Raw genomic sequence first — 2,397 nt, 5'->3', positions numbered from 1 at the left:
TTCGCCATGCAGGGCCACATGGAGAAGAATGCCGTCTTCAGCGGCGGCCTCCACGAAGTCCTGATCGTCGAACCCCGCCAAGCCGCATGGCAGGGCATTCAGGCCATGGTGCTGGGGCGCAGCGTTCAGGTGGTCGGCAGGGTCAACCGCCTCTCCAGCCTGCTCCCGCGCCTCGCCCCGCGTGACTTGTTGCCCCGCATCGTGCGCCGGGCACAGACGCCAGCCGACTGAGCCGCGACCGCCTTAGCGCCTACAGCCTTCGCGGATTTCCTGAATCAGTGGCCTGACATCGCGGCCCGAAGCCATCGCGTCTATGAAGGTGCTGGCGACCACGATGCCGTCAGCGACCTGCGCGACCCGGTTGGCCGAAGCGCCATCCTTGATGCCGAAGCCCACCGCGATAGGCACGCGGCTGTACTGCCGGGCCAGCTCCAGCATGGCGGGCACTTCGCCCAAAGCGCTGCCTTCACGCGCCCCTGTCACGCCCACCACGCTGACGGCGTACACGAATCCGGTGCACGCTTCCGTCACCAGCTTGACCCGCTCCGGGGTGCTGGTCGGCGCGATCAGGAAGGTGACGGCCAGGCCATATTCGGCGGCCAGGTCGGCAATTTCGAGATCCTGGTCGGGCGGCAGGTCGGGCAGAATCAGTCCGTCCACGCCCGCCTCGGCGGCCAGCCGCATGAATTCGCGGGGGCCGACGGCATAAATGGGGTTGATGTAGGTCATCACTACGATGGGCAGGTCGTGGCGGGCGCGAACCTGGGCCACCAGTTCCAGCGAGCGGCGGGTGCTGGTGCCGCCAGCCAGAGCACGTTCGTTGGCCCGCTGCACCGTCGGCCCGTCGCCCAGCGGGTCGCTGTAGGGAATGCCGATTTCGATGAGGTCGGCGTGTTCCACCAGGTCGTCAACCACACTTTGAAAGCCATCGGCGCTCGGATACCCGGCGGTCATGAAGGGCATGAAGGCGGCGCGGTTTTCGGCCTGAGCGCGGGCAAAGGCAGCATGAATCCGCTCCACGCCCCGCTTCTGGAGCACCTGGGTCTTTTCTGCAACGGTCATGCCTGAACCTCCTGGGGCAAGTCGAGTAGGCGCATCACTTCGGTCACGTCCTTGTCGCCGCGCCCGGAGAGGTTGACGACCACTATCTCGTCGGGGCGCATCTCCCTCGCCACTTCCACCGCCTGATAGATGGCGTGCGCCGATTCGAGCGCCGGGATGATGCCTTCCAGGCGGGTCAGCAGTTGCAAGCCTTCCAGCGCCTGCGCGTCGGTCACAGGAACGTATTCCGCCATGCCCTGCACCGAGTAGTAGCAGTGCTCGGGGCCGATGCCGGGGTAGTCCAGCCCCGCGCTGATGGAATGGGGCGGCACAATCTGACCTTCTTCGTCGTGCAGCAGGTACATCATGGAGCCGTGCAGCACGCCGATGCGCCCGCCCGCCACACTCGCTGCGTGCCGCCCGGTGTCCACGCCCTCGCCTGCCGCCTCGGTGCCGATCAAGCGGGGACGCTCGCCTTCCGGCAGATAGGCAAAAGGCGCAAAGATGCCGATGGCATTGGAGCCGCCACCCACACAGGCCACAATCGCGTCAGGCACGGAGCGGCCTTCCTTTTCCTGCAGCTGCACCTTGACCTCTTCCCCGATCACGCTCTGAAAGTCGCGCACCATCGCCGGGTAAGGGTGCGGCCCCACCACACTGCCCAGGATGTAAAAAGTGTCGCGCACATGGGTCACCCATTCGCGGATGGCCTCGTTGGTGGCGTCCTTGAGGGTGCCGGTGCCGCTGGTGACAGGGCGAACCTCGGCCCCCAGCAGCTTCATGCGGAACACGTTGAGCGACTGCCGCCGAATGTCTTCTTCGCCCATGTAGACCACGCAAGACAGCCCCAGCAGCGCCGCAGCGGTGGCACTGGCGACTCCGTGCTGGCCCGCGCCCGTTTCGGCAATCACCTTTTTCTTGCCCATGCGCTTGGCGAGCAGGGCCTGCGCCAGACAGTTGTTGATCTTGTGTGCGCCCGTAAAGTTCTGGTCTTCCCGCTTGAGGTAAATCTTGGCCCCGCCCGCGTGTTCGGTCAGTCGGCGCGCCAGATAGAGGCTGTTGGGCCGTCCCACGAACTCGCGCAGAAGTTCATCGAGTTCCGCCAGAAATTCAGGGTCTTGCTTGGCCTGAAGGTAAGCCGCCTCCAGTTCGTCGAGCGCCGGAATCAGCGTTTCGGGAACGTAGCGCCCGCCAAATGTGCCAAAGCGCCCGCGCCCGTCGGGGAGGGGAAAACTGGGAATTGTCAGGGTCATAGGGCTTAGCCTAGCGACGGGGACTTTACACTTGAAAGAAAAACTTAGACAGGTGGTCTAGGAATGGACAAAAACAGGACACCCCCGCCGATGGAGGTGCCCC

2 protein-coding genes and 1 pseudogene are annotated in these 2,397 nt (G+C 64.9%); 1 reads left to right on the top strand and 2 read right to left on the bottom strand.

Going from position 1 to position 2,397, the window contains the following annotated elements:
• Positions 1 to 231: pseudogene (locus Q4C89_RS14380) on the top strand (hypothetical protein); the annotation flags it as partial.
• Between the two features lie 12 nt (positions 232 to 243).
• On the opposite strand, the gene trpA reads toward Q4C89_RS14380, so the two are convergent.
• Both trpA and trpB read right to left on the bottom strand, forming a co-directional pair.
• The gene (trpA, locus tag Q4C89_RS14375; RefSeq protein WP_303103311.1) at positions 244 to 1,062 is read right to left on the bottom strand and encodes a tryptophan synthase subunit alpha; all 819 of its coding nucleotides are present in this window, start codon (positions 1,060 to 1,062) and stop codon (positions 244 to 246) included.
• Positions 1,059 to 2,294 carry a tryptophan synthase subunit beta gene (trpB, locus tag Q4C89_RS14370; RefSeq protein WP_303103310.1) on the bottom strand — a complete coding sequence of 412 codons (1,236 nt, stop codon included), beginning with the start codon at positions 2,292 to 2,294 and terminating at the stop codon, positions 1,059 to 1,061. Before trpB ends, trpA begins: the two co-directional genes overlap by 4 nt.
• Between the last annotated feature and the right edge of the window lie 103 nt (positions 2,295 to 2,397).

The organism is Deinococcus sp. (assembly GCF_030523985.1).
Taxonomy (GTDB): domain Bacteria; phylum Deinococcota; class Deinococci; order Deinococcales; family Deinococcaceae; genus Deinococcus.
Note: the sequence above shows the minus strand (reverse complement) of the source record. Positions and strands in the feature narration are given on the sequence as shown.